The following is a 25972-nucleotide window of genomic DNA, read 5'->3' on the forward strand; positions in this document are numbered from 1 at the left end:
TCATGGTTTTCAGGAGTGTGTTCAGATGTTTCGTTCCGCATTCTTGGAAGTTTGGAAAGACAAACCGATCACCTGCAGCAACTCCTGTTGAAGCAAAGGCTGTTATGCATTCGCGCGCGCTCGTGAAGTGCGAACATGTTGCTACCTGGGCGGTAGTGGATGTAAAAGCGGTGAAACATTTGCCATAAGAGCCGATAACAAAACCATTTTTCAGAACTGGATGCCGGATTTGGCCATATCAGAGCAGGATATCCGCACGCAGCTGCAGCGCCTTCTTGACCACCCGGAGTTTTCAGCGACGCCCCAGCGCAGAACCTTTTTGGCTTTTGTGGTCGACGAGTATCTGGCCGGGCGGGCTGGCCATATCAAGGGCGTGTCGATTGCCATGTCGGTCTTTGATCGCGATGCCAGTTTCGATCAGCAATCCGATCCGGTTGTCCGGCTTGAAGCGCGCCGTCTGCGTCAGGACATCGATGGGTACTATGCCGGTCCTGGTCGCGACGATCCGATACGTCTCAGCATTCCCAAGGGCGGTTATGCGCCGCGGTTCGAACGGATGGCGTCCGCCGAACCCAGTTCTGTTCAACCCGCATCAGAGCCTATGAAAAAGGAAGGCCGGTCGCGATCCACCAGAATAATTCTGGCGTCGTGCCTTGGGGTGGTATGTGCAGTGATCTGGGCGGGATGGTCTGTCTTGTATGACCCGCCCTCGGAACGAGATCCGGGGTTGCCCAAGGGGCCAATCATTGCGGTCTTGCCGTTTGATTCAATGGGCGAGGCGCCCTTGGTTCTGGCTGATGGCATTACGCAACAACTGACGACAGAACTGATCAGGTTCAACGATTTGTGGGTTCTGCCACTGGGGACGGTTGGGCGTTTTCGGGGCGGCGACACCGATCCGCAGACGCTCCGGACTGAATTCAAAGCGGACTACGCGCTTGAAGGCAGCGTTCTGGAAACCAGAGATTCCCTGCGCTTGTCGGCACGACTGATCAATCTGGCCGAGGCGTGGTATGTCTGGATGCGCAGTTATTCTGTCGGGCGGTCCCCGTCCGAGATCTATCGTGCTCAGGATCAGATAGTCCGAGACGTTACCGGGCAGTTGGCCGGCAAATACGGATTGCTGACACATGACGCGATGCGGTCCGCAGCCCGTACACCGCCCAGAAACCGGGACGCCTATGACTGCGTTCTCGAGTATTACGCCTATCAGATCCGCATAAACCTCAGTCGCCACGCCGAGGTCAAATCCTGCATTCTGAAAGCGGTTGACCAAAATCCTGACTACGCCGAGGCATGGGCGGTTCTGTCGAACCTTTATCTGCAGCAGGTCCGGTTCAATCTGGGTGGCGATCGCACTCAGGTACTGCAATCTGCAAACGTGGCTGCGCGCCGGGCGTTGCAGATCGATCCCAACCTGCCGACGGCTCATCTGATGCTGGCGAACCTGAGGTTTGTCATGGGTGACATGGATGGTTTCCGGAAGTCGGGTGCGGCAGCAATTGACCTTAATCCAAATGATGCGGCCATCTTGGCACATTATGGTATGCGCCTGGCCTTCGGCGGAGACTGGGATGAGGGGTTGGCACTGGTGGATCGCGCGATTGCGCTGAATCTGGTTTACCCCCATTGGTATCGGTTCCCGCGTGTCTTCTACCTGTTTGATCAGGGTGAATTCGAACAGGCCCTGACCGAGCTGAACCAGATCGAGATGCCGGATTTTTTCTGGACGCATCTGTGGCGCGCCGCCCTCAGTCACGAAGCCGGTCAGCCGGATCGCGCCAAGGCTGCAATCCGTGACCTGCTGAGACTTCAGCCGGAGTTTTCCGCCAACGCGCTGAAAACACTCTCCATCTGGCAACTGGATGAAGCATTCAAGCAGAAACTGCTGCGCAGTCTCAGCGACGCAGGACTGCCCGGCGACACCTGATTTAATAGTCCGCAACCAGCAAAAAGTCGGGGGCCACGTCTTCCTCGATTGAGGCGAAGCGGGGAATGGGATCTTCGAACACGTTGTCGGTACGGTCATCGTTAACCGTGGACACCTCACCAATCAGACAATCGCCCTGTTCCGCCCAGAAAGCATGCCAGATGCCGGGCATGAGTGTGACACTCTGGCCCAGTTTCAGCCGCAGATGCTCGCCTGGTTGGATTGTCACGGGGCAACAGTCGCTGGGTACGGTCACGGCATTGTCGCGGTCTATGCCGCCCCCGGCGTCAGATCCATAGATTTCCATAACCAGATCACCACCACCACGGTTGATGATGTCTTCAGCCTTGATGATATGCCGGTGCATGGGCGAAAGCTGTTTGTCCCGCGAAATCAGCAGTTTCTCGGCATACAGCATGCCACGCCCCTGATTTAGCTGGGTCACGTCGCCATTGCGCAGGGTGAACAGAAACAGGCCCAGTTCATCAAACCGACCTTGTCCGTAATCGGTGATATCCCAGCCCAGCCCTCGTTCGCGGATACCTGCAGCTTGCGGGCTGCGGACTTTATCGGGCGACCAGTCCGCAAAGGGTGGCAGAACCGCCCCGAAAGACTGGATGAAGGCCTGCGCTTCTGCCTTGATGCGATTGATTTCGGATCGTTTCACGAAAGACCTTCCTTTTCTTATAGCTCGTGCTGCCATGGCGGGTTTGCCCCGGCGCGGGATACGGTAACGGCAGCTACTTCGGCCCCCATTTCGAGGGCCGCGCGCAACTGGGTGCCGGACAGATTACGCAAGCGCGGTTTGGTCAGGTGACCCGACCCGTTCAACTGGGCCAACACGCCTGCATTGAATGTGTCGCCGGCGCCTACCGTGTCGACCACCTCTGCCGGTTTCACCGGCACCGAGACGTTCGATCCATCAGCAAGATACCCGGAAGCGCCGTCGCTGCCCCGAGTGACCAAAACCACGGCAGGACCGGCCTGCAGCAGCAAAGGAACCTTTTCTTCCAAAAGTTCCGGGCCCGGTATGATCCAGTTCAAATCTTCGTCCGAAACCTTGAGGATATCGGTTTGCGAAATCATGCGGTTCAGGCGGGTGCGGTATCTGGTCGGTTCCTTGATAAAGCTCGGGCGGATATTCGGATCCAGCATGACAGCGCGATCCGATCCGTGGCGGTCAAGCAACGCGGCATACGCATCAGCACAAGGCTCACACGCCAGACTTATCCCGCCGAAATACATTGCTGATACCGTTGTCAGCTGTTCTGGCATGTCTTCCGGGCGCAGCATGCGTCCTGCGGTGTTCTCGTCAACGAAACTGTATGTGGCTTGCCCGTTCTGCAATTGCACAAAGGCCAGCGTTGTTGGGCGGTCTGATGTTATCAGATGCGTGGTATCGACATGACTGTCGTTGAGCGCCTTTTCCAGTTGTCGGCCAAACATGTCCGTAGACAAACCTGTCAGCATCGCGGCCGGCGCCCCAAGACGACCCAGTGCAATGGCCGTATTGAAAACGGCACCGCCGGAATGGGGCACAAACCCCTGTTCCCCGGACAGCGTCGGAGAGGCAATCATATCAATCAAAGCTTCGCCACAACACAGGATCAAGATAGGGGTCCTTTCGGATTGGAGATCAGATGCCCTTGTCGCGCAGGGCGTTTTTGCAGAAGTTGTTTGCTCCGATTATGCCGAATTCAGCCTCCTCTGAAACATAGAGGTTCATCGACCGGCGCAACTCACTGAAGCGGCCACCTGCATTGAAGGCCGCACAGAATGCGTCACGAAACAGCCAGCGGTTCTTTTCTGCCACACCGCCAACCAGATAAACGCCACCTAATGGCATGAGGGTCACCGCCAGATCGCCCATCATGGCGCCAAGATGCGTGGTGAACATTTGCGCCGCCTTCACCGCGAACGGATCAGTTTGCGCACGTGCATCCTGCAGGATGTCCCGAGCGTTGCGTTTTGGCGTGTCGGCATGACCCGCGGCCAGGCCAACAGCCTGATACAGAACCGGCAGGCCGGTGCCGCTCAGAAACATCTCGGCTTCCAGCACCAGACTGTCGTCAAAGAAACAATCGGGCGCGATGCTTCGGGCAGCGCGGAAGACCTCGACCTCATCATCATGGCGCGGAGAGAGGCCGATATGGCCGCCTTCGCCCGACACGGTATGGTAGCGCCCTTCCGAGCGGAGCAAGGCGCCAACGCCAAGACCAGTGCCCGGTCCAACCACCAGCCGGGTTCCGGGCGGAGGTGTTTCGGATCCTTGCAGGACATCGACATCACTTGATGAGATTTCCGCTACCGACCAGGCGGCCGCGGTGAAGTCATTAATGACGAATGTATTCTGCGCGCCCGTTGCCCGCCCGATGTCTGTTTCGGACAGGTCCAGATGGGCGTTGGTCAACCTGATCGTTCCATTTTTGACTGGCCCGGCCCCGGCCGCGACCACCGCGCGCGGGTCGGTTCCGATGTCGTCCCTCATCTCGTGGAAGGCCGTGAGCAATTGGGAAAGGTTGCCCGTCGGGTGTTTTCGCAATTCGGTCAGTTGCCCGTTCGAAATCACTCCGAGCCGGGTGTTGGTCCCACCGATATCGGCAACCAGGTTCCAATGCTCGTGCATTCGACCGGCAGGCTGCGCCATGGGACGCGCCAGAACCTCTACTTTTGACAACGCGTTCTTTATTGCCTCGAACGATCCGTTTTCTGCAAACTTATCATCGCCAGGCAAGGATCGGGCAAAAAACCCTTCGACCGGCACGCCTTGATCCATTGCAGTTTGAACCGTTCCAAGAGCTTGGTTCAGGCGTTCGGTCCCTTGTTCAACTGTGCGCTGACCGAGGCTCCGCTGAAGGCCGTCGGTGACATAGATGGGCAGGTCGCCGGAGTATTCCTGTTGTATATGTAACAGAAGCTTCGGAAGTTCAGGACTGGTTTTCTGTTCCGGCCGGTCTGGCGGATCGGCGATTTCGCTCGAAATACAGTTGAGGGCACACCAGTCTATCGGCGCGCCAATCGTTTCGAAATCATCCTGCCAACCATGTGGCAGAAGTTGCTCCAACTTGTTCGGTTCGTCTACGGGATAGGTTTTGCGGAACAGGGCGTTGTTGATATAGCGCACGTGTGATCGGGAGCCGTTCCCGACTGTGCGCTCTCCTTGGTCATCAGTAGTCGCAATTTCAGCCTGGTCGACATCCAGCATGACGCCAAGATTTGTCATGCCCAGCCCGCGCATGGACAGGATCGACTGCCCATGCGCCAACAGCAGATGGTGCATAGTCCGGGCGGTAGTCCGTGTGATGTTCTGGCCTGGGTTGCGGTGATTTGGTTCAATAACGTCTAGTGTCGAACAAATTGGTGCGACACTGTACATCCTGTCGCCGACACGGCCCATTATGACTTCCGTGAAGTCAGCGAACCAGCCGGCAACATCGCGATTTCGCCAACCTCCCAGGTCCGCAAGCGCCGTGGGCAAGCCCTTGTGAAAAAGGGTGGCGCAGGGGCGTATGCCACGGTCCAGCAAAGCGTCTGCCAGCCGGTCATAATAATCAAGACCATCCGGACTGGCCGCGCCGCGGCCTTCGGGCATCACCCGTGTCCAGCTGAGCGTGAAAGCCAAGCCGTCAAACCCGGCCTCGCTTACCGGATCGAGCCACTGTTCCAGCTTGCTGAGGGGGTCATACGCCGAACCAGCCAAGTTTTCGGTCGAAGCCGGAAGTGTTTCCCGCCCGACCTGACGCGGATCATCCCTGTTGGCTTCCTCGCCCTGGCAGGCAGGTGACGCCACGCCAAAGAGGAAATCTTTGGGAAAGTCGCTGCGTTTGAAATTCATGCTCGGAACCTGCCGGGGTCGGGAATGATTGCGCTATCATTTATCAGGTCCTTTTGCGGCAATCCAGATGTATGCGCAGTCAAAAATGACTTCTTCTGCTCAAATACCCGTCTTGGAATCCGGACAGGACATCAGCTTTTTTCGGTGCTTGACAAAGAAGGGCGGGTTGTTTCACGATGTTTGAAACGTTTCAATGAGCGAAAACCGGTGTAAATGCGGATATCAGCCCAGCTATATACCGTGCGCCAGCTTGGCGATCTACGATCTCAGCTTGATCTGGTCGCGCACTGCGGATTTGCCGATATTGAGACGGTCGGGTTTCACGGTCTCTCTGTATCGGAAATGACAAAGCAGGTGGGGCAATCCGGATTGAAGGTTCGGTCGGCACATTTTGAATGGGAAGACTTCGAAAGCCGGTTCGAAGAAATCATCACCTTGCTGAAGGGTTTGGAATGCCGAGTGGCCGTCATGCCTTGGCTGGCGCCCGAGGCCAGGCCCGACACTGCCCAGGGATGGTGGGTAGTGTCGGGCCAGTTGGCAAACTGGGCCGCGCGTCTGGCTGAGCACGGCATATGTCTGGCGTATCACAACCATGACTTTGAAATGGTCGGCCCCAGGGGTGAAACGCCGCTGGATATCATATTGTCCAGAAAGGCGTTGTATTGGCAGCCGGATATCGGATGGCTGGCATCTGCCGTTTCTGAACCCCACCATCTACTGAACCGATATTCCAACCGGATAACGTCGGCGCATGCAAAGGACGTGAAGCCCCGAGCCGGGCCGGAGGGTGATCTCTGGTGTGCGCCGGGGCAGGGGTTGGTTGATTGGGCTCCAGTATTGCAGGCCTTGGCCGACAGTGCCTGCACTGACATTTTTGTCGAACATGACGACACGCAAAACCACTCAGAAATACTGAACTCTGGCCGTCGTTTCCTGCGCGACCGGTTTTTGGCCGGGGTCGGGTAATGGCGCGGGCGACGATCAAGTCGATAGCCAGACAAACCGGCTATTCGGTGGGAACCGTTTCCAATGCGCTGCGCGGGGCGGCTTCGGTCAAGGCGGAAACGCGCGAAGTGATCCAGGCCGCAGCAGCTAAAATGGGCTATCGGGTCAATCTGGACGGGCTGAAACTGCGCACCAACAAATCCTATCGCATTGCGGTTTTGGTCAGCGTATCCCCGGACACGGCCGATGAGTGGGAAGGGGTGGAGTTCACCCGTATCGTGGCTGGAATCTCCAGTGCGCTTCAGGGGTCGCGGTATGAGTTGAGTGTGTTCAGCGTCTCGGACGTCACAGATGCAATGGCAAAACTGGGCCGGATTGTTCAGGACGGGCTGGCCGATGGTGTGATCTTCTCCGGTACATTACACGACGATCCGCGCATCGCGTTCCTGCAGAAAAAAGACTTTCCCTTCGTCACCATGGGCATGAGCGAAAGTGAAGCCCCACATGCTTACGTCGATCTGGACAGTCAGGCCGCAGCGCATGATGCAACGGCGCGCCTGATCCGGCTTGGGCACCGACGTATCGCCTTGGCCAACCCGCCAAAGAATCTGATCTATGCGACGCAACGACAGCAAGGCTATGCCACCGCACTGTTGGCCGGTGGTTTGCCGGTAGAGCCGGAACTGATCTTCAACGGTCCGGTCACTGCAAAAACGGGGCAGCGGGTTTTCGATGATCTGATGCGCCTGCCGAACCGACCCAGCGCCTGCATATGCGCAAACGAAGCGATGACGCTTGGTGTATTGTCCGGCGCGCATCGCGCTGGCGTCAGGATTGGGCGGGATCTTGTGGTCATCTCGACCGATGACCTGCAACTCAGTCGGTACTTCGTGCCGCCACCCAGCACCTATTATGTTCCGATCGAAGAGACCAGCCAATTGCTGGGCGAGTACATGCTGAAAACGCTGGAGGGGGCCGACCCCACAAGGACACAAAAAAAGATCAGGGCCAGATTGATCGAGCGGCAACCTGACACTGCCGCGCCGCAAACGGCGCACACAAATTGAACCAACAGAGGAGTAGACGAAAATGTTCAAGAACTTGTTTGCCGCTGCGGCGCTGACCGCGCTGACCGCACCCGTGGCCATGGCCGCCGATCTGGAAGGGCGCGTGCTTAAAATCGGAACCGATGCCACCTATCCACCGATGGAAACCGTTGATGAATCCACGGGCCAGATCGTGGGTTTTGACGTGGATGTGATGAACGCGATCTGTGAAAAGGTGAATTGCGTTCCGAACTTCGTGAACACCGCCTGGGACGGCATCTTTGCCGCGCTTCAACAGGGCGAATTCGATCTGGTGATCTCGGGCGTGTCGATCACGCCGGAACGCGAAGAAACCATGGATTTCTCGGACCCCTATATCGTGGTCAGCCAGGCCATCCTGCTGCAGGTCGATAACTCTGACATGACACTGGATGACTTCAAGGCTGGCGGCCAGAAACTGGCGGCGCAAACCGGTACCACCAATGCACAGCTGGCCGAAGAACTGGTCGGGCGTGAGAATGTCAGCCTGTATGATAATTTCTCGGCCGCCATTTTGGCGCTGCAGAACGCCGATGTGCAGGGCGTCATCATCGACGGAACTTCGGCTGCGGCGTACGAGCAGGAGTTTGCAGGTGAACTGACCGTGGGTATCACCGGCCTGCAGTCCGATCCGCTGGGCATCGTGTTTCAGGAAGGTGACGCCACCGTTGACGCGATCAACGAAGGGCTGGCGGCGATCAAGGAAGATGGCACGCTGGATGCCCTGGTCGGCAAGTACTGGAGTACCGAGTGATCCTCTGAACGAACAGAAGGTCCGGCGGTTCTGACCGCCGGATCCAACCCCAGCAGAGAGGTCGAAGAAATCCCATGTCCCGCCTCAGCTCGATCCGGCCGAGCAATCTTGTATTGCTCGCTGCGGCCCCGTTTATCATCTATCTCTTTGCAACGTCTTCAAAATACCTGCGATCCCTTATCGCCATCCTGGGAATCGGCAACAATGCAGGCGCGATCTTTGTCGGGTTCCTGCTGATCCTGACAGTAGCCGCGCTGGGTTATCTTTGCGCCCGCAACGCCCGGTTTCAGACGGTCGCGCCCTTGTGGCTGCGCGGCGCGGCTTTGGCGGCATTGCCAGCGGCCGCAGCGCTGGCGGTTCTGGGCTTCGTGGCCCCACAAATTTTGATGCCATTTGCCGAATCCGTGTTCTTTCACGCGCTTAGCGAAAATACGTCGGCGCTGATAGACCGATCAGAACAGACTTGGGTTCTTTTTCCGGAAGTGGTTCAACAGGTTCAGAGCGGTTTGCAGATACTGCTTTGCGCCTATGCGGCTTTGGTAGCCGTGATCTTGATTTCGCCAAACCTGCCACCTGCCATGCGCGGTTATGTCCGGTTGGGGTTGGAGATTCTTACCGGTGCCGCATTGTTTTACCTGATGTTCATGGCGCACTGGCAGTTTGCGACCGGTGTCGCAATCACCTTCCGGGCGGCAATATTTGCCTATATCTTTGCCGCGATCCTGGGGCTGATCTGGGTCGGATTGCAATCTTTCAAGCCCAAGGCCAGAACAACGGTGGTCTATGGCTCGATCAGTCTGGCCCTGCTGGCAGTCTCGGCCTTTTTCTTCATGCAGCCGCAGGTCAGCTATGAACTGATCGGTACAACCGAGGCCCGCATTGCCATTGTGCGCGGTACGCCGCAGGCGCAGGCAGACATCATTCGGTTTGGCGAATTCGAGGGCGGAGAAGGTCAGCAATACCGCATTCGCAGCGCACCGGATGCCGCCAGCGCACTGGATCAGATCGAGTCCGTGGACAGCGTGTCGGGTGCCTTTGTTCCCGCCGGGACAAATACCAAAGGGTATCCGGTGATCTGGCAGACCACGTTCCTGCCCGACAAATACCGAAACCCGGCGCTGGCCTTTGCGGTTTTCGGCTTTCTGCTTCTGACCCTGACGATAGGTGGGGCGCAGCACAAGCTGCATCCTCTTGCGGTCGGGGCCGAGTTCTTTGTGGACACGATACGGGGCATACCGATGCTGGTGATCATCCTTTACATCGGTCTGCCGTTGGCGGGCGCGGTCAAGGATGCCACTGGCGGCGGCATCGACATGACCAACATGACCCGTGGTATCATCGCCATTTCAGTGGGCTATTCGGCTTATATGGCCGAAATCTTCCGGTCCGGCATCGAGGCCATCCCACGTGGACAGATCGAGGCGGGCGGATCACTGGGCCTGTCGCGCTGGCAGACCGCGCGGCTGATCATTCTACCGCAAGCGCTGAGGATCGTGACCCCGCCATTGGGCAATGAATTCATCGCCATGATCAAAGATACGTCATTGCTGTCAATTCTGTCGGTGCGCGACATGACTCAGCGCATGCGCGAGTTTCAGGCCGCCAGCTTTCTGCCTTTCGCTCCGTTCAACACTGCGGCCATTCTGTACGTGGTCATTACCCTTGGCTGCGCCAGCTTCCTGAAATGGATCGAGCGGCGGACCGCAAGAGAAAACAGATGAGTAAACTGGAACTTGGGGTCTGCTACTACCCGGAACAATGGGACGCGTCGCAGTGGCGTGACGATGCTGCGCGGATGGCGGACATGGGGCTGGACTGGGTGCGCATTGCCGAGTTCACCTGGGGTCTGATCGAGCCTGAGCGCGGGCGGTTCAAATGGGGCTGGCTGGACGAGGTGATTGGCATTTTGGGCGAGGCTGGCTTGCGTGTGATGATGTCCACGCCCACTGCCGCGCCGCCGAAATGGTTGATTGATCAGCATCCTGAGATCCTTCCTGTGGGTCCGGATGGCCGGGTGCGCGGGTTCGGATCGCGCAGGCATTACTGTTTCTCCAGCGACATCTACCTGGCGGAAGCGAGGCGGATCGCCACCGAATATGCCCGCCGTTACGGGCAGAACCCCCATGTTCACGCCTGGCAGATCGACAATGAATACAATGACCACGATACCGTTCTCAGCTATTCGGACGCGGCGCGCCGCGGTTTTCAGCGCTGGCTGGCCGAGCGGTACGCGACGATTGAAAACCTGAACCGGATTTGGGGAACGGTTTTCTGGAGCACGGTCTATTCGGACTTTGATCAGATCGGGCTGCCGAATGGTTTGGTTGCCATGCCCAACCCGACCCATTCGCTTGATTTCGCGCGGTATTCTTCGGACCGGGTGCGGCTGTTCAATCGGACCCAGGTGGATATCCTGCGGCAGTTTTCACCGGGCCGGGACATCACGCATAACTTCATGGCGGGCAGTTTCGAGTTTGATCATCACGCCGTTGGTGCTGATCTGGATATCGTGGGTTTCGACAGTTACCCGCTGGGAAACATGCTGGGTTCGACGCTGACGGACGAGGAAAAGCACCGGTACCTACGCACCGGGGCACCGGATTATCAGGGGTTTCATTGCGATCTGTGCCGAAGTCAGGGAAATGGCCGGATGTGGGTGCTGGAACAGCAGCCAGGTCCGGTAGATTGGGCAGAGAAAAACCCCTCGCCAGCGGATGGAATGGTGCGGCTATGGACGTGGGCGGCCTATGCGCATGGCGCTCAGGCAGTGATGTTTTTTCGGTGGCGCCAGGCCAAGTTCGCTCAGGAACAATTCCATACTGCGTTGCTGAGATCGGATGGCAGCCCGGATCAGGCATCGGTCGAGCTGGCGCAGGTTGCAGCGGAACGCGATAACCTGCCGGAACAAGTCTGTGACAGGGCGCAGGTCGCCATGCTGCTGGATTACGAGTCGATTTGGGCTGCGGACATCCTTCCGCATGACGATGCGTTTCCAAACGCGCAGATCGTGCGTGAATGGTATGCCGCATTCCGGCGGTATGGGGTGGATCTGGATTTCGTGGGGCCGGACAGCGATTTGTCAGGCTATGCGCTGGTTGCATTGCCGCAAAGCATGATCATCACACCCGATCTTGCCGAGAAGCTGAAGAACTGCACGGCAAAATTGCTGATCGGCGCACGGTCTGGCAGCAAAACGCCCGACATGCATACCCCCGAGGGGCTGGCACCCGGACTTTTGTCAGATTTGACCGGACTGCGTGTCCTGCGGGTGGAGTCGCTGCCGGATTTGGCGGCAGAACGCGTTCGCCTGACTAATGGAGAGACGCATGGGTTCACAGGCTGGCGCGAGATCGTGGAGACGGATCAGGACGTTATCGCGCGATTCGAAAGCCCCTACCGCGATGGAAGCCCGGCGGCCGTGCGTTCGGCGCGTGCCACTTACCTGGCGATGATTCCGCGAAAAGGGCTGCTGCACGCGATTGTCGCCGAAACTTTGGACTGGGCAGGAGTAATTGGCAGTGATCTTGGGCCTGACGTGCGCATCACCCGCCGTGGCGACCTGACATTCGCATTCAATTTTGGTGACGTCGCAGTAACATTGCCAGAAGACAAAAGCCGCCGATTTTTGGTCGGACGAGCCAGTATTGGCCCGTGTGACCTGGCCATCTGGCGTGATGGCTCAGTGGCTTAACCAGGTTTTCCAATCGGTTGGCCGACGATCTGGACCTATTATTTTTGTCAACTGTCACTTTTGGCCTGACAGGCTTGCCGCAAAGTTCTAGCCTGCGACTACAAAACAAAAACAAGACGTTCCAACAATGGGAGTACACTCAATGGAAAACCGTAAAACTGTAACACGTCGTACAGTCCTTAAAGGGGCCGGTGCAGCGGCGCTGGCAGCGCCACTATACAGCAAGTCCGCTTTGGCATCTTCGGGTGAGATCAACATCCTGATGTGGTCGGATTACCTGCCGCCGTCCTTCATCGAAGAGTTCGAGACCCTGACTGGTATCAAGGTCAACTACACCGGTATCGGGTCGAACGAAGAAATCATCAACAAGATGAAGGCCACCAAAGGCCAGGGCTTTGACATCATCTCGCCCACCAACAACCGCTCGCTCCAGTGGGAGCCGCTGGAACTGCTGCAGCCGTTTGACATGAACAAGGTTCCGATTGATCTGGTGAACCCGGCGATGGCGAAGATCGGCACGGATGCCTGGAACTTCGGCGATAGTGGCGCGCACTGGCTGCCGCATATCTGGGGCACCGAAGGCATCGCATATCGCACTGATCTGTGGCTGCCTGAAGGCGACGCACCGTCTTATGGCGACGTCTGGTCCGAGGAAAACGCCGGCAAGACCATGGGCCGTGCGCACTCGATGATGCTGGGTGCCGGTCTTTATATGGAGCGTTCCGGTGAGATGGAGCCGGGTTCGGTCTGGGCCGCATATGGCGACGAAGAGACCATGCGCAAGGTCTGGGGTCAGATCGCCGACTGGTGCATCGCGCGCAAGGACCGGATCAAGCTGATCTGGAACGACGCGGACACACAGAAGAACGGTCTTTTGAATGAAGGCGTCGTTGTCGGCCAAACATGGGACGGCCCGCCGCTGGCCCTGAAATCTGCCGGTGAGCCTGTGCACTATCAGGCGCCTGTTGAAGGTGCGATGGCCTGGGTTGACGGTATTTCGATGCCGTCAGGTGCGGCGAATATCGACCAGGTCTATGCATTCATCGACTTTGCCTATCAGGCCAAGCCTGCTGGTGTTGCAATTGACAGCCACGGCTACAACTCGCCGGTGCTGGGTGCCGACCAATATTCGGGGGACACCTACAAGAAGAACTTCGCCGAGGCCTATCCAGGTGACTCGCTGGCCAACCTCAATCCGTGGCCGGCCGAAGCACCTTGGTACGCGGAAACCCGGACCGAGTTCGTCAACAAGTTCAAGAGCGCCTGATCGCCTTGAAATCTGGCCCCTCGCGCTGGCGCGGGGGGCTGTTTCCGTACGCCGCCCCGGTGCGACGGATAGAAATGTGACACGGTCGCGGGCCGTGCTCCAGGGAGATACCAAAAATGAGTGCAGGGGTCGGAGTCGATCTGGAAAACCTGTGGATCCGCTTCGGTGATTTTGTCGCCGTGCGAGATGCGAACGTAAACATCAACGGGGGCGACTTCTTTTCGTTCCTCGGCCCCTCGGGCTGCGGCAAGACAACCATTCTGCGCGCTGTGTCGGGTTTTCTTGAGCCGAGTGAAGGGAACGTCCTGATCGGCGGCAACAATATGCGGGGAATCGGGCCCAACAAGCGTCCTACTGCGCTGATCTTTCAGAACCTCGCGTTGTTTCCGCTGATGAAGGTCTGGGAAAACATCACCTTCTCGATGGAAATCAAGGGCGCCAGCGCTGCCGAACGTCGCAAACGTGCGGACGAACTGCTGGACATGATCGCGCTGCCGGGGCAGGGCGATAAACTGCCCAGCGAATTGTCGGGCGGTCAGCGTCAGCGTGTGGCAATCGCACGTGCCCTGTGTGCCGAACCTGATGTTTTGTTGCTGGACGAACCACTGTCCGCCCTGGACCTCAAGCTACGCCAGCACATGCGGACCGAACTGAGAGAAATTCAACAGCGTGTGGGCATCACGTTCATCTACATCACCCACGATCAGGGTGAGGCGCTGACCATGTCGGACAACATCGCCGTGATGCGAGCAGGTGTCATCGACCAGATCGCTGACGGCAAAACCATTTACAACGATCCCAATACGGCGTTTGCAGCCTCTTTCGTGGGCGAAAACAATGTCTTTCGTGGCAAAATCAAGCAGGTGATGGGTAATGAGGCCCTGATTTCGACCAACCGCTCGGGTGAGCTGGTTGCACGGATTTCGACCGCCAATCAGGGCAAGATGAAGGAAGGGGACGACGCGATGATGTTCATCCGTCCCGAAGCCTTCGCCATAGCGCCGGACAGTGCAACGGGCAATCATTTCGTCACTGCCCGCGTCAACCACGAAGAATTCGAGGGCAACGTCTTTAACATTTTCACCGAAGGTGAAGGCGGCAAAGAGATCAAAGTGTCGATCCCGAACCACGGACAGTCTTTCGAGGATCACACCGGTCGGAACATCACGCTGGAATACGAGACCCGCAACGCGGTTCTGGTTCCTGCTGGTGAGCTGGCAGCGGAATAAGGGGAAGAATTTATGCCCCGGTTTCTGAAAGAATTTTTCAATCGCAACGGCACCGGCATGGGACTGGCAATTTTGGGTTTGGTGGTCTTCTGGACCATTGGCCTGATCATTTTGCCTCAGCTGTCGATGCTGGACTTCTCTTTCCGTCCAAACCTTCCGCCGCCTGAAATCGGCGGGCCCAAGGACGTTTATACGCTGGAGAACTACAAATACCTGATCTATGGCCCCGAGGGTGGCAGTCAGGATTATAACGTGGTCGATCTGCGGGTGTTCTTTCGAACGCTTGTCGCGGCGGTCTGCGTGACGATCTTCAACCTGATCATCTGTTATCCGATTGCCTATTATCTGGGCCAGACTGAGGGCAATCAAATCCGTATTTTCGCGATCATGTTGATCATTCCATACTGGATCAATGAAATACTGCGCGCCTTTGCCCTGCGGATTATCTTTGGCGAGACCGGTGTTCTGAATACGCTGTTCGTGGGACTGGGGATCTGGGATACGCCGTTCGACTTCATTCGCAACGATATCGCGCTTTATGCGGGTTTGGGCTATGCCTACATCCTGCTGATGATCTTCCCGATGTATAACGTCATTGAAAGTCTGGACAAAAACCAGATCGAAGCGGCGAGGGATCTGGGTGCGCCCTGGTGGCGGATTCACTGGCGCGTGGTCATTCCATATGCCAAGCCGGGTATCAGTTCTGGCTGTACCATGGTGTTCATGCTGTCCGCCGGTGCGCTGGCCGCGCCACAGATTCTGGGCGGTCCATCGTCGCTGTGGTTCACGCAGCTGATCTATCAGCAGTTCAACGACAACAATGACTGGCCGCAGGGGGCCGCCTACGCCATCGTGCTGCTGGTGACCTGTATCCTGTTCGTTCTGGCGATGATGCGTGTGTTCAAAGTGAACATGGGGGACATCGGGAAATGAATAATTCCTTCCTCCGCATAAGCATCTGGGTCTATCTGGTCATCTTTTTCCTGTACCTGCTGGGCCCGCTGGTGATCATGTCGATCACCGCTTTCAACTCGTCCGGGTTCCCGAGGATGAGTCCGTGGGAATGCCTGACCTTTCAGTGGTTCGGCGAGCTGTTTCAGGATCAGCGTATTCTGAATGGTATCAAGAACTCGCTGATCATCGGTGCCGGAACGGTTGTACTGTCGGTGGCTATGGGTCTGGCAGGCGCGCTGATGCTGACCCAGATCTGGCCCAAGCTTCGGGCGACCTACTACACCGTCATCATCGCGCCGATCCTGATCCCGGGTGTTGTTCTGGGTATCTCGACCCTGGTCTTTTGGGACAGGATCAACCGGTTTCTGGGCCTGGGCGCCGACAGCTTCCTGTCCAACGGTATCTTCCTGACGGTGATCGGCCAGTCCACCTTTATTGCCAGCTATTGCATGCTGGTGCTGGTGGCGCGTCTGCAGCGCTATGATGTGGCATTGACCGAAGCGGCGCTGGATCTCGGGGCAAGCCATGCCCAGGCGTTTAGCAAGATTCTGTTGCCCTTCATGCGCCCTGCGATTGCGTCGGCGGCAGTGTTGGCGTTCCTCGCTTCGTTCGAGAACTACAACACGACCACCTTCACCTTCGGTGAATACCCGACCCTGACAATCGAACTGGCGCAGAAGGTCCGCTATGGTATCACGCCTGCGATCTCGGCCCTGGCCTTCATCATCGTGGCGCTGACCGTGTTTTTTGCCTTGCTGAACGAGGCAAAGCTGAAACGTCAGGAACTGGTCGCGGCGGCCCGCAAACAGGCCACGGTTGAGGAATTGGCTGGCAAGATCAAACTGCCCAGCTTCTTTTCAGGCAACACCGCCGCCGTATTGCTGGTTATCTTCTCGGTCGCAACGATCACCGTTGTGGGTACTGCTACGGCCTATAACCCCGCGCAGTGCATTGCCAATGTGAAAGAAGAGAAGCGCCTAGAGGCAGAACAGCGGATTCAGGAGCTGCGCAAGCAGCGCGAAGAACAGCGCAAAAAGCGCGAGGCGGAACAGGCCGAACAGGGCGACGCCCAGCAATCGGCTCCGAAACCGTCGAACAACAGCGGCTTTGGAAACGTGTTCGCGCCAAATACACTGGGCGGAGAGGAGAGCGACGGTGCTTCGGAACCCGAAGAACAGCCCTCGGATTCGAACGGTGGAAGCGGGGGTTTCGGCGGGGCATTTGACCCCAACAGCCTGAACAGCGGCGACTAGACGTAACTCGCCCAACACCAGACCACCGCCCGGACAAGTCAGTCTTGTTCGGGCGGTTTGCGATTTAGGATGATCACATCGCATCCATCAATTACATGGCCGTTCCATTCCACGGGATCAGCGTTGTAGTTAATCAGGATCTCGTGATCCGCAGTTTCGCGGCGGCGCAGGCCACGTGGCATTGGTTGCAAGGACAGGCCAATCTCTTGAGCGGCCAAAGCAATCACGCGGTCCCAAAGGGCCTCGTCCGGAAACCCCGCCAGATACCAAAGCCCATCAGCGCCTTTCAGCGCCGGGGACTTGTCCTGAAACAGAAGCAGATCGGGGGCGTCCCCTGACAGGCGGTCGACCCAGTGACTTGCAACTCCGCCGCCAATGACCGCGCGGTCAACGTTGGGGGCCAGCGTTTCCACAAGGTCAACATTGCAACTAAGTGCTTTCAGGCCGGGACGGCCCGTCCGGGGTATTTGAAATTCAGAAGTGATTGCCCCTGTTCGGGGCCCGAGGATGGCAAGATCGCAGCTTTCCGACAGCCTGCTTTCAAACCCGTCATCCAGCGTTGCCAGACCGGGGGCAAGGATCAGCCTGTACTTTTCCGCGGACTTGTCCGCTGAAGATACGAAATCAACAGACAACCCAGCACGGCGAAGGGCGCAATAGGCCGAAAAAACCAGCCGAAAGTAATCGAAGCCGGCACCTTGCGGCTGTGTTTTCCAAGCCCAGTCCGAGGCGTAGTCGAACACGAGTGCAACTGGGGCACGCGATGGCCTCACTTCCCCCAATCCGGTCAGAACGTCTGCGGTCTGCCTGACCTCATCCAATGCAGGAGCGGGGCGATTGTCCGGTGTCAACAGACCGGCATGCATCTGTTCCTGCCCGAACGGGGCCTGCCGCCAACGAAAGTAGCTTATCACCTCGGCACCATGGGCGACGGCCTCAAGGGACCAAAGCCGAACCATTCCGGGCAGGGGGGCTGGGTTATAGGGGGCCCAGTTCACCGGTCCGGGTTGTTGTTCCATCACCCACCAGCGCCCGCGCCCAACGGCACGATAAAGATCATGGTGAAAGGCCTGCATGTCCGGATCACCCTGCTGCAGAAACGCAGATTTATGATCCTCATCCGCTTCAAGCCTGTCAGACAGAAAACCGATGGGATAGCTGTCCCACGTGGCGATATCGAGGTCTTTGCCCACCGCGAAATGGTCGAACTCCAACACGCGGCCCATGTAGTTGTGCAGCAATGGTGCATCCGTCAGCGGACGCAGTTCATCTACCTGAACCTTATTGAAAGCCGCGACCTGATCAGAACTGAAGCGACGAAAGGCCAGGACATGCGCCGGGTTCGGCTCGGTCACAGTCAGGTTTGGTAGGTCGATCTGGTCGAAATCACTGTATTCCATTGACCAAAACACGTTACCCCAGGCTTCATTCAGCGCGTCTATGCTCGTGTATTCGGCGGCGAGCCAAAGGCGGAAAGCCTGCAACGCCACCGGACTGTAGCTGATTGTGGTGTCGTGACAGCCATATTCGTTGTCGATTTGCCAGGCCGCCACATGAGGATTGCTCCCATACCGCTCACCCATGATCCGGGCGATGCGGCCGCATTCGTTCGCGTAACCCTTGTGACTGAAGCAATAGTGACGCCTTGATCCAAACTTTCGAGGGTTCCCTACAGCGTCCACTGCCAGAATGTCCGGATGGCGGTCCAGCATCCAGCGTGGTGGTGTTGCCGTTGGCGTACCCAGAACAATCTTCAGACCGGCCGAGCCAAGCGTTTCAATCGCCCGGTCCAGCCAGCCGAACTGCAATTCTCCCGGTTGCGGTTCCATCCGGCTCCAGGCAAATTCCCCGATCCGAACCCAATGCAGGCCGGCCTCGATCATGCTTCTGGCGTCATTTTCCCACATTTCCTCGGGCCAATGTTCGGGATAATAGCAAACGCCCAATTCCGGCTTCATAGGATGACCCGATACTCTGCCCGACCCTGACCAGCGCCGTGGGCGGCGAAGGTCATGCCATTGGTGGGTTGTGCTTCGATTACGTCCGTATCCAGACCCTGGCGGGCCGTTGTGCAAAACAAAGTGGTCAGGTCTTCACCACCGAATGCGGGGCACGAGGTGTGGGCGGCCGGAACGGAAACCGCGCGGAGAAAACTGCCCTCGGGACTGTAAACAGCGACACGGCCAGCCCCCCATTGCGCGATCCAGATGTTGCCTGCGACATCCGTTACGGCTCCGTCAGGGTTCAGCCCGGCATCGCGAAAGTCCAGAAACACCGAGCTGTCGCCAATGGGCCAACCGGTTTTGTCCTCCAGTTTCCAATGACGAACCTGCCCGGAAGCGGTGTCCGCGAAATACGCGCAGGACCTGTCAGGTGCGAAGCAAATCGCGTTCGAGATTGTCACGTCCAGGACCAGTTTTCGCAACTCTCCCCGCCAATATCTGTAGATCGCCCCGGCGCCGTGTTCAGCTTTTTTGCCCATGGTCCCGATCCAGAACCCGCCCCATGGGTCAGCCCGCCCGTCATTCGAACGTGTCACCGGGTTATCGGTTTCAAGCGGTGTGACCAGTTCCTTTCTGCCATTGCTTAGGCCAAAGCGCCACAATCCCGTTTCCGACGCAATCAGTAACGTGTCGAGATCCACCCAGCCAGCTGCAGAAACATGTTCGGCAAGATCCCAGCTTTTTTGCCCGGATTGATCCCTTGTCATCAGGCACCGGTTAAGGATGTCAAACCAGAACAACTGCTGCCGTTCCGGATGCCAGAGCGGCCCTTCGCCCAACGCGCAGGGACGCTCGTCATAGATTTCGGTCATTCCACGGCCTCATCATACGCCGCCACGATCTTTCCGGCGCGGTCGGCAATGTCCGTGACACTCATTCCGGGTTTGAACAGGGCTGATCCGATTCCGAAGCCGTCCGCGCCAGCCCTGATCCAGTCCCGGAAATTGTCCGGGCCCGCTCCGCCGACGGCAAACACCAGTGTTCCGTCGGGAAGGACAGGGCGCAACGCTGCCAATCCGGTGGGACCGGCAAGAATGCCGGGAAAAAGTTTCAACCCGGTGGCGCCGGCGCGAAGTGCAGCGAATGCCTCGGTTGGTGTGTAGACGCCCGGCCAGCTTTGCATGTTCAGCGCGACCGATTTGCTGATGACATCCACATCGCAATTCGGGGACACGATCAGTCTCCCGCCTGCGGTCGCAACTGCCTCGGCCTGTTCAGGTGTCAGCACGGTTCCTGCACCGATAAGCGCGCGATCGCCGAAGGTGGCGGACAAAATGCGGATGCTCTCCAGCGGGTCGGGAGAGTTCAGGGGGACTTCGATCCGGTCGATACCGGCCTCAAGCAGCGCTTGACCAACTGGGGCTGCCTCATCCGTGCGCAATCCGCGCAAAATGGCTATGATCGGACGGCTCATGCGGTTTGCCTCGTGAGTTGTCGCGCTTGAGCCAGACCTGCCAGTGTTACCAAAGTGGCATCCGCCGATTCAACAAATGCACCTTGTAGCTGTAGCGCCTTGGCGTACACCTCTGATGGTCCTTCCGCGCCGATGATGGCCAGTTGCTGACCCAGCCAGTAGGCGCGCGTGGCTGCAAGTTCCGCACCGATCAGCAGACCGGACAAGCGCGCACGCGCCACGTCCTTGCCCTGGCCATGCAGCAGGTCAGCCGCGCGCAGGCCGAACAGACGGGCCGCCATCTGCTCCGGCTTTGAAAGGGTGTCTGTTACGGCTTCCGCAAAAGCGGCATCATCCCAGCCGGTGCCAACCGAGTGTTGAAGGACCGATTGTCCCTGAAGCAGATCAAACATTTCGCCGGTCATGAATGTGCGGAAACTGACGACCTCGCCAGCGCTGACCTGAACCCATTTCGTGTGCGTACCGGGCAGGCAAATCACGCCGTCCCAGTTCGGTCGGGTTCCCAGAAATCCTGCGATCTGGGTTTCTTCGCCGCGCATGACATCGGCGGGGTCGTTCTGTTTTAGTCCCGGCACCACAAACGCGCGAATACTCGGATCAGTGCCCGGCACACGGATTGGCATTTCCGGAAGCGGCGGGGACGGAACCGCAGAGTAGGGGGCCTCGACCCAACCCTGCCGGGCGCCAACCATGCCGCAGGCAACCACATCGGTCGGACCAGCGCCAAGCCAGCCTCCAATCAGGTCCAGCAGGGCCTGCTGAAAACCGCGCCCCGCAACACGTGACATGCCCCGGTCGGATTGGGCGTGATCCAGCACGGAATCGCCTTGCATTGCCCAGGCGCGCAGATGGGAGGTTCCCCAATCAACCGCGATCCATTCTGTGTTCATGTTCTCACCCCGTAACAACGACGCCGCCATCGACCACCATGCACTGCCCCGTCATCGCGCGGCTGGCGTCCGAAGCCAGAAACAGTGTCGGCGCAATCATGTCGTCCGGTGTCAGATGCTCTTTCAGACACTGTCGTTCCATATGTGCCGCCAAATCCTCGGGCGTGGCCCACATGTCCAGCTGTTTCTGCGTCAGAACCCATCCAGGCGCCAGGGCATTGACCCGGATTTTCTGCGGACCCAACTCGCGCGCAAGCGACCTTGTCATCCCGGTGATCCCTGCGTTCGATGTGGTGTAGATCGGATATCCCGCGTTGCCCATCATGTAGCTGATTGAAGAGAAGTTGATGATCGACCCGCCAGCCTCCTGCATTTGCCGCGCGGCCTCCTGGCAGGCGAAGTAGTAAGCCTTGAGGTTTACCTCGATCATCCAGTCCCAGAACTCCGTGGTGGTTTCGGACAGTCCGTGCCGTTTGTCGTTCGCGGCGTTGTTGACCAACACTTTGATCGGCCCATAAGCCTCGGCGGCTTTTGCCATGGTCGCGTGCAGCAATTCGGTATCGGTGATGTCACCTTGCAAGAACAGCGGAGCGCGCCCGTGTTTCTCGTGCATCTCGTCGACAAAAGCGCTGGCATCCGAGCGGCCGATGAAGGCAACATTTGCGCCCTGTGCGAGGAACCCGTCGGTCAGGGACGCTCCGACGCCCGATCCGCCGCCGGTGATGAAAACGGACGCGCCGTTGAGGTCGTGGAATGTGGCGGCTTGGGTCATCAGTGGCTCTCTCGGGTCACAAGGCGGGTGTCTTTGCCGACAAGGAAATCAAGGTCTGCTCCCTGATCAGCCTGTAGCACGTGGTCGATATAAAGTTTCGCGTAGCCGCGGGAATAATGGGGGTCGTCCGGTTGCCACGCGGCGCGGCGGGCGTCCAGTTCCTTTTCATCGACCAACAGTTCCAGTTCGCCCTTGCTGGCGGAAACCCGGATGCGATCACCGGTTTTGACCAAGCCCAGCGTGCCTCCGGCCTGCGCCTCGGGGCTGACATGCAGGATGACAGTGCCATATGCGGTGCCGGACATGCGGGCGTCCGAGATACGGATCATGTCGCGCACGCCCTCTTTCACCAGCCTGGAGGGGATCGGCATGTTGCCGACCTCGGGCATCCCCGGATAACCTTTGGGGCCGCATCCTTTGAGGACCAGAATAGTTCCGGGCGTCACCGGCAGATCGTCGCGGTCGATATTGGCCTTTAGGTCTTCGATACTTTCGAAAACATATGCCTCGCCTTCTGTTTCAAGCAGAGCGTCCGTGGCCGCCGAAGGTTTCACGATGGCACCGTTGGGTGCAAGATTGCCGCGAAGAACCCGCAGGCCCGCTGCGGGTTTCACCGGATCGCCAAAAGGGCGGATGACGTCTGTGTTGAAGCATTCGGCACCCTCGTAATGGGCGGAAATATCCTTGTTCAAAACCGTTCTGGCCGGGCGCAGGAAGGGTTTGAGCTCGTTCAGAACAACCGGAACGCCGCCTGCGTAACAGAAATCCTCCATCAAGTACTTTCCCGAAGGCATGCAGTTCACCAGCAGGGGAATTTCGGACCCGATCTCGAAATCCTTAAGTTTCAGATCCACGCCAACACGACCGGCCAGAGCCAGCAGGTGGACAACCGCATTGGTCGAACCACCGACGGCGGCATTGGCGAGGATGGCGTTCTCGAAAGCTTCCTTGGTCAGGATGTCCGAGGGTTTGAGGTCTTCGTCGACCATTTCGACAATCCGCTTGCCGGTCATATGCGCCAGCGCCATGCGGCGCGCATCTACGGCGGGCAGGGCAGCGTTGGTCGGCAGGCTCATACCCATCGCCTCGACCAGCGAGGCCATCGTCGAGGCCGTGCCCATCGTCATGCAAACACCTGCGCTGCGGGACATACCTGATTCTGCGTTCATGAAATCCTGCAGGGTCATATCCCCGGCGCGAACGGACTCGGAGAATTTCCACACGTCGGTGCCCGAGCCGATATCCTGCCCGCGATACTTGCCGTTCAGCATCGGACCCGAACTGACGACGATCGATGGCAGATCAACCGAGGCCGCACCCATCAACTGGCCCGGCGTGGTCTTGTCACAGCCGCCCAGCAACACGACGCCGTCGATGCCATAGGCGCGGATGGATTCCTCGACATCCATCGCCAGCAGATTGCGGAACAGCATGGCGGTGGGCTTCATCTGGGTTTCGCCCAGCGACATCACCGGGAATTCGACGGGAAAGCCACCTGCCTCCCACACGCCGCGTTTCACGCCCTCGGCCAGATCGCGCAGGCCTGAATTGCAGGGTGTCAATTCAGACCAGGTGTTGCAAATGCCGATGATCGGGCGCCCGTCAAAGGAATGATCAGGAAATCCCTGGTTTTTCATCCAGGAGCGATGGATGAACCCATCTTTGTCGAGTTTTCCGTACCAGTGTTGTGAGCGGCGCTTTTTCATTTCTTGTTTTGCTTTTCGTGGTTCGGGTTGGGATTGAGTATTTTTGAAAAGATAAAGGTCAGGCCGCGCGGGCCGGGCGGCACCAATCGGGAAGCCAGTCGGAATGGGCAGTCAGCAGATCGGCGACCAGGCTGCGGATCTGCCGCAGGTCCAGTTCCGCTGCGGTGTGTGGGTCCATCATGGCCGCGTGATAGATATGCTCCGGGTTCTGCTCGGTCAGGGCGCGGACGGTCAATTCCTGCACGTTGATCTGAGTGCGCATCAGGGCGATCAGTTGTGGCGGAATATCAGTCACAATCGAAGGCTGAACACCGTTGCTGTCCACCAGACATGGCGTTTCCACCGCCGCGCCCAATGGAAGCTGCGGAATCTGGCCGGTGTTTGGCAGGTTGCCGTAGGCCGTATAAGGTTCGTCTGTGATGATAGCGTTCATGAGGTCAGCGGCGAATTCGTGGCTGCGGATCACGTCTATGTTGCCCCCGTCCGTCAGAGTCTTGGCCTTCTGCTGCCAGCCGGCGATCTGTTCCTCGCACCGGGTCGGGTATTCGTCCAGCGGAATCGAGAACTGCTCGATCAGATCGTCGCGCCCGTCCTTGATGAACCACGGAACGTACTCGGCCAGATGCTCGGAGCTTTCCGTGCAGAAATAGCCCAAATGGTCCATCACCTCGTAGCGTACCTTGTTGGGGCAACGCGGCATCAAAAGAGGGGCTTTGGGAAGCTTCCCGGTGGCGTAGCCTTGCCGCAGGGCTGAGTAGAGATCGCGCCCCTCGTACTCGAGCCGCAGGAAGAAGGCGACGTGATTGACGCCGGCCACCCGGTAGCGGATATCGCTTTTGGGCAAGTCCAGATCGTGGGCCAGTTCCTCGACCGTGTTCTGGACCGAATGGCAGAGGCCCACGTGTTTCAGCGTCGGGAATCTTTCCGCCAGGGCCCATGTATTGATCGCCATCGGGTTGACGTATTGCAGCAGCGTCGCGTCGGGACAAAGCTGCATCATGTCCTGCGCCACGTCCCAGAGAACCGGAACGGTCCGTAACCCGCGCATGATGCCGCCAACCCCCAGCGTGTCGGCGATGGTCTGACGCAAGCCGTATTGCTTGGGAATCTCGAAATCGGTGACAGTGCAGGGCTGGTATCCCCCGACCTGGAACGCGGTAATTACGAAATCCGCCCCATCCAGGGCCGACCGACGGTCGGTGTGGGTGGAAACGGTCGCGCCGGTTCCAACCGAACGGATCATCGACCTTGCTACGGCCTCGCTTTCCGCCAGGCGCACCGGGTTTATGTCCATCAGTGCAAAATGACTGTCGGAAAGCGCGGGGGTCAGCAGCGCGTCACCCACGATGTTTTGCATGAAGATCGTGGAACCCGCGCCGATAAAGGTAATTTTGGTCATTTGACAGCTCCAAGGGTCAGACCCGCGATGAAGTGTTTCTGCATGAGGAAGAACATGGCCACAGGCGGCAAAGCGGCGACGATCGAGCCTGCGCTCATCAACTGGTAGGCGGCCCGGAACTGAGCGTTGAAACTTGTGATACCGGCTGTCACGGGCTGGCTTTCTGCGCCTTGGGTCAGTACCACGGCCCAGAAGTAGTCGTTCCAGATGAACGTGAAGATAAGGACGCTGAGGGCAGCGATAGCGGGTTTCATCAGCGGTAGGACGACGTACCAGAAGATGCGCCATTCGCTGATACCTTCGACACGGGCGGCCTCGATCAGTTCAAAGGGCAGGGCGCGGATGAAGTTGCGCATGAACAGTGTGCAGAACCCGGTCTGGAAGGCGATGTGGAACAGCACAAGCCCGGTTTTGGTGTTGTAGAGACCCAGTTGCAGCGTCAGGTCGCGCACGGGAACCATCAGGATCTGGAACGGCACGAAGTTGCCCGCCACGAACATGAAGAAGATCCAGATGTTTGACTTGAATTTGTAGATCCCCAGCGCAAACCCCGTCATGCAGCTGAGCGCGACCGCTCCGATCACCGTTGGGATGGTGATCATGAACGAGTTCAGCAGATAGCGCGGCATGTCCGAGTTGAAGAATACCTGACCGTAGTTGAACGCGCCTTCAAAGCTGGAGGGCATGCCCCAGTAGTTTGCGTTGGTGAAATCCGCTGCCGGTTTGACAGAGAACAGCGCGACCGCCAGCAATGGCCCCAGCCACAGAAGCAGCGCCAGTGGCAGCATGGCCTGATAGGTAATTTGCGCCGAGCGGGGCTGTTTTTCGATGGGTTTGGGAAACAT

The 25972-nt window shown here is 58.2% G+C and carries 21 protein-coding genes; 10 read left to right on the top strand and 11 right to left on the bottom strand.

The window, feature by feature from the left end; all coding sequences use genetic code 11:
• Positions 1 to 220 precede the first annotated feature (220 nt).
• Entirely contained in the window at positions 221 to 1930 is a 1710-nt protein-coding gene (locus tag ACR0JW_RS15145; protein ID WP_480714136.1) for a tetratricopeptide repeat protein, read from the top strand.
• Position 1931: 1 nt separating this feature from the next.
• On the opposite strand, the gene ACR0JW_RS15150 is transcribed toward ACR0JW_RS15145, so the two are convergent.
• The 3 genes from ACR0JW_RS15150 to ACR0JW_RS15160 are packed head-to-tail and all read right to left on the bottom strand — an operon-like array spanning position 1932 to position 5765.
• Complete coding sequence (locus ACR0JW_RS15150) at positions 1932 to 2597, bottom strand: D-lyxose/D-mannose family sugar isomerase (RefSeq protein ID WP_480714137.1); 666 nt, start codon at positions 2595 to 2597, stop codon at positions 1932 to 1934.
• Between the two features lie 17 nt (positions 2598 to 2614).
• Entirely contained in the window at positions 2615 to 3541 is a 927-nt protein-coding gene (locus ACR0JW_RS15155; protein WP_170681317.1) for a carbohydrate kinase family protein, read from the bottom strand.
• A 25-nt stretch (positions 3542 to 3566) separates the two neighbouring features.
• Positions 3567 to 5765: a family 1 glycosylhydrolase gene (locus ACR0JW_RS15160; protein ID WP_480714138.1), complete on the bottom strand. Its 2199-nt coding sequence runs from the start codon at positions 5763 to 5765 to the stop codon at positions 3567 to 3569.
• A gap of 213 nt (positions 5766 to 5978) precedes the next feature.
• Here ACR0JW_RS15160 and ACR0JW_RS15165 point away from each other — a divergent pair, with 213 nt between their 5' ends.
• The 9 genes from ACR0JW_RS15165 (at position 5979) to ACR0JW_RS15205 (ending at position 16943) form a co-directional block, all read left to right on the top strand.
• Positions 5979 to 6731 (top strand): sugar phosphate isomerase/epimerase family protein, encoded by a 753-nt coding sequence (locus ACR0JW_RS15165; RefSeq protein ID WP_170681322.1) that lies wholly within the window; start codon positions 5979 to 5981, stop codon positions 6729 to 6731.
• Positions 6731 to 7777 (top strand): LacI family DNA-binding transcriptional regulator, encoded by a 1047-nt coding sequence (locus ACR0JW_RS15170; protein ID WP_170681324.1) that lies wholly within the window; start codon positions 6731 to 6733, stop codon positions 7775 to 7777. The genes ACR0JW_RS15165 and ACR0JW_RS15170 overlap by 1 nt, the downstream gene beginning before the upstream one ends.
• Before the next feature lie 22 nt (positions 7778 to 7799).
• A complete protein-coding gene (locus ACR0JW_RS15175) occupies positions 7800 to 8549 on the top strand; it encodes a basic amino acid ABC transporter substrate-binding protein (protein WP_170611251.1) in 750 nt (249 codons plus the stop codon).
• A 74-nt stretch (positions 8550 to 8623) separates the two neighbouring features.
• Complete coding sequence (locus ACR0JW_RS15180; protein ID WP_170681326.1) at positions 8624 to 10270, top strand: amino acid ABC transporter permease; 1647 nt, start codon at positions 8624 to 8626, stop codon at positions 10268 to 10270.
• Positions 10267 to 12240 (top strand): beta-galactosidase, encoded by a 1974-nt coding sequence (locus ACR0JW_RS15185; protein ID WP_480714139.1) that lies wholly within the window; start codon positions 10267 to 10269, stop codon positions 12238 to 12240. The genes ACR0JW_RS15180 and ACR0JW_RS15185 overlap by 4 nt, the downstream gene beginning before the upstream one ends.
• A gap of 142 nt (positions 12241 to 12382) precedes the next feature.
• Positions 12383 to 13507, top strand: a complete 1125-nt coding sequence (locus ACR0JW_RS15190) for an extracellular solute-binding protein (RefSeq protein ID WP_170611241.1) — start codon at positions 12383 to 12385, stop codon at positions 13505 to 13507.
• 116 nt (positions 13508 to 13623) lie between these two features.
• Complete coding sequence (locus tag ACR0JW_RS15195) at positions 13624 to 14736, top strand: ABC transporter ATP-binding protein (protein WP_170681330.1); 1113 nt, start codon at positions 13624 to 13626, stop codon at positions 14734 to 14736.
• A gap of 12 nt (positions 14737 to 14748) precedes the next feature.
• Entirely contained in the window at positions 14749 to 15669 is a 921-nt protein-coding gene (locus tag ACR0JW_RS15200) for an ABC transporter permease (protein ID WP_170611235.1), read from the top strand.
• A complete protein-coding gene (locus tag ACR0JW_RS15205; protein ID WP_170681332.1) occupies positions 15666 to 16943 on the top strand; it encodes an ABC transporter permease subunit in 1278 nt (425 codons plus the stop codon). The genes ACR0JW_RS15200 and ACR0JW_RS15205 overlap by 4 nt, the downstream gene beginning before the upstream one ends.
• Positions 16944 to 16981: 38 nt before the next feature.
• Here the strand turns inward: ACR0JW_RS15205 and ACR0JW_RS15210 are convergent, their stop codons facing one another.
• Genes ACR0JW_RS15210 through ACR0JW_RS15245 form a run of 8 tightly spaced genes read right to left on the bottom strand, consistent with a single transcriptional unit; the run spans position 16982 to position 25972 of the window.
• Complete coding sequence (locus tag ACR0JW_RS15210; RefSeq protein ID WP_480714140.1) at positions 16982 to 18901, bottom strand: beta-galactosidase; 1920 nt, start codon at positions 18899 to 18901, stop codon at positions 16982 to 16984.
• The gene (locus tag ACR0JW_RS15215; RefSeq protein ID WP_480714141.1) at positions 18898 to 19758 is read right to left on the bottom strand and encodes an SMP-30/gluconolactonase/LRE family protein; all 861 of its coding nucleotides are present in this window, start codon (positions 19756 to 19758) and stop codon (positions 18898 to 18900) included. The genes ACR0JW_RS15210 and ACR0JW_RS15215 overlap by 4 nt, the downstream gene beginning before the upstream one ends.
• A complete protein-coding gene (locus ACR0JW_RS15220) occupies positions 19755 to 20360 on the bottom strand; it encodes a 2-dehydro-3-deoxy-6-phosphogalactonate aldolase (RefSeq protein ID WP_480714142.1) in 606 nt (201 codons plus the stop codon). Before ACR0JW_RS15220 ends, ACR0JW_RS15215 begins: the two co-directional genes overlap by 4 nt.
• Positions 20357 to 21250 carry a 2-dehydro-3-deoxygalactonokinase gene (locus tag ACR0JW_RS15225; RefSeq protein WP_480714143.1) on the bottom strand — a complete coding sequence of 298 codons (894 nt, stop codon included), beginning with the start codon at positions 21248 to 21250 and terminating at the stop codon, positions 20357 to 20359. The genes ACR0JW_RS15220 and ACR0JW_RS15225 overlap by 4 nt, the downstream gene beginning before the upstream one ends.
• Positions 21251 to 21254: 4 nt before the next feature.
• Positions 21255 to 22022, bottom strand: a complete 768-nt coding sequence (locus ACR0JW_RS15230; RefSeq protein ID WP_170681343.1) for an SDR family oxidoreductase — start codon at positions 22020 to 22022, stop codon at positions 21255 to 21257.
• Positions 22022 to 23728 carry an IlvD/Edd family dehydratase gene (locus ACR0JW_RS15235; protein ID WP_170681345.1) on the bottom strand — a complete coding sequence of 569 codons (1707 nt, stop codon included), beginning with the start codon at positions 23726 to 23728 and terminating at the stop codon, positions 22022 to 22024. The genes ACR0JW_RS15230 and ACR0JW_RS15235 overlap by 1 nt, the downstream gene beginning before the upstream one ends.
• 58 nt (positions 23729 to 23786) lie before the next feature.
• Positions 23787 to 25127: an alpha-glucosidase/alpha-galactosidase gene (gene melA, locus ACR0JW_RS15240; protein ID WP_170825007.1), complete on the bottom strand. Its 1341-nt coding sequence runs from the start codon at positions 25125 to 25127 to the stop codon at positions 23787 to 23789.
• Positions 25124 to 25972, bottom strand: coding sequence for a carbohydrate ABC transporter permease (locus tag ACR0JW_RS15245; RefSeq protein ID WP_170619379.1), 849 nt, complete (start codon positions 25970 to 25972; stop codon positions 25124 to 25126). Before ACR0JW_RS15245 ends, melA begins: the two co-directional genes overlap by 4 nt.

The organism is Ruegeria sp. BG6 (assembly GCF_056538465.1).

Coding starts and splice junctions, on each gene's coding strand:
- ACR0JW_RS15145 (WP_480714136.1), top strand. CDS start 221: ATGCCGGATTTGGCCATATCAGAGCAGGATATCCGCACGCAGCTGCAG.
- ACR0JW_RS15160 (WP_480714138.1), bottom strand. CDS start 5,765: ATGAATTTCAAACGCAGCGACTTTCCCAAAGATTTCCTCTTTGGCGTG.
- ACR0JW_RS15165 (WP_170681322.1), top strand. CDS start 5,979: ATGCGGATATCAGCCCAGCTATATACCGTGCGCCAGCTTGGCGATCTA.
- ACR0JW_RS15170 (WP_170681324.1), top strand. CDS start 6,731: ATGGCGCGGGCGACGATCAAGTCGATAGCCAGACAAACCGGCTATTCG.
- ACR0JW_RS15175 (WP_170611251.1), top strand. CDS start 7,800: ATGTTCAAGAACTTGTTTGCCGCTGCGGCGCTGACCGCGCTGACCGCA.
- ACR0JW_RS15180 (WP_170681326.1), top strand. CDS start 8,624: ATGTCCCGCCTCAGCTCGATCCGGCCGAGCAATCTTGTATTGCTCGCT.
- ACR0JW_RS15185 (WP_480714139.1), top strand. CDS start 10,267: ATGAGTAAACTGGAACTTGGGGTCTGCTACTACCCGGAACAATGGGAC.
- ACR0JW_RS15190 (WP_170611241.1), top strand. CDS start 12,383: ATGGAAAACCGTAAAACTGTAACACGTCGTACAGTCCTTAAAGGGGCC.
- ACR0JW_RS15195 (WP_170681330.1), top strand. CDS start 13,624: ATGAGTGCAGGGGTCGGAGTCGATCTGGAAAACCTGTGGATCCGCTTC.
- ACR0JW_RS15200 (WP_170611235.1), top strand. CDS start 14,749: ATGCCCCGGTTTCTGAAAGAATTTTTCAATCGCAACGGCACCGGCATG.
- ACR0JW_RS15205 (WP_170681332.1), top strand. CDS start 15,666: ATGAATAATTCCTTCCTCCGCATAAGCATCTGGGTCTATCTGGTCATC.
- ACR0JW_RS15210 (WP_480714140.1), bottom strand. CDS start 18,901: ATGAAGCCGGAATTGGGCGTTTGCTATTATCCCGAACATTGGCCCGAG.
- ACR0JW_RS15215 (WP_480714141.1), bottom strand. CDS start 19,758: ATGACCGAAATCTATGACGAGCGTCCCTGCGCGTTGGGCGAAGGGCCG.
- ACR0JW_RS15220 (WP_480714142.1), bottom strand. CDS start 20,360: ATGAGCCGTCCGATCATAGCCATTTTGCGCGGATTGCGCACGGATGAG.
- ACR0JW_RS15225 (WP_480714143.1), bottom strand. CDS start 21,250: ATGAACACAGAATGGATCGCGGTTGATTGGGGAACCTCCCATCTGCGC.
- ACR0JW_RS15230 (WP_170681343.1), bottom strand. CDS start 22,022: ATGACCCAAGCCGCCACATTCCACGACCTCAACGGCGCGTCCGTTTTC.
- ACR0JW_RS15235 (WP_170681345.1), bottom strand. CDS start 23,728: ATGAAAAAGCGCCGCTCACAACACTGGTACGGAAAACTCGACAAAGAT.
- melA (WP_170825007.1), bottom strand. CDS start 25,127: ATGACCAAAATTACCTTTATCGGCGCGGGTTCCACGATCTTCATGCAA.
- ACR0JW_RS15245 (WP_170619379.1), bottom strand. CDS start 25,972: ATGTTTCCCAAACCCATCGAAAAACAGCCCCGCTCGGCGCAAATTACC.